Here is a 535-nt window from a genome sequence, read left to right as displayed (position 1 = left end):
AGGCCGACAGGTGCGGCGTTTTTTCGTCCCGGTGAATGATGGCAGCGATCACGTTGTCCTTGCCGTGCCGCTCCTGAATCCAGCGCAACGCCTCGTTCAAATAGGGGTCACGACACGAAAGTGTACTTTACGTACGCTTAGAGTGAACCCAACAAGAACGTTGAGGCTGTTCTGCTGAGAGTTCGATAGACAGTTGGCCGAGAAATAGAAAACAGTTCTGAAAGATCGCTGATGGAGTAATCGCCGGTATCATACATCCGGCGAAGCTCTTTTTGCTGACGTTCAGAAAGCTTGGGTTTCTTTCCGCGTAGTTTACCTTTGTCGCGTGCAACGGCCATCCCTTCACGAGTACGCATCCGGATCAGATCGGCTTCAAACTCCGCGAAAGTCGCAAGGATGTTGAAGAACAACTTGCCCATTGGATCAGACGGATCGTGAATACTGTTCCCAAGTTGAAGCTTCACGCCACGGGATGCCAGGCTGTCGCCAATAAGCCGTGCATCAGGGACAGAGCGGGCCAGTCGATCAAGCTTTG

2 protein-coding genes are annotated in these 535 nt (G+C 52.3%); both read right to left on the bottom strand.

Annotated elements, in window-relative coordinates; all coding sequences use genetic code 11:
• The coding region (locus KP705_RS21495; RefSeq protein WP_215765066.1) for a plasmid recombination protein at positions 1-100 on the bottom strand (100 nt) is incomplete at its 3' end.
• A 37-nt stretch (positions 101-137) separates the two neighbouring features.
• Positions 138-535 (bottom strand): recombinase family protein (locus tag KP705_RS16705; protein WP_215765065.1); only part of this gene is annotated, 398 nt, incomplete at its 5' end.

Origin of the sequence: Gluconobacter sp. P1D12_c (assembly GCF_018812105.1) — a bacterium.
GTDB lineage: Bacteria > Pseudomonadota > Alphaproteobacteria > Acetobacterales > Acetobacteraceae > Gluconobacter > Gluconobacter oxydans_A.
The sequence above is the reverse complement of the archived record's forward strand: the minus strand, read 5'-3'. Positions and strand labels throughout refer to the sequence as shown.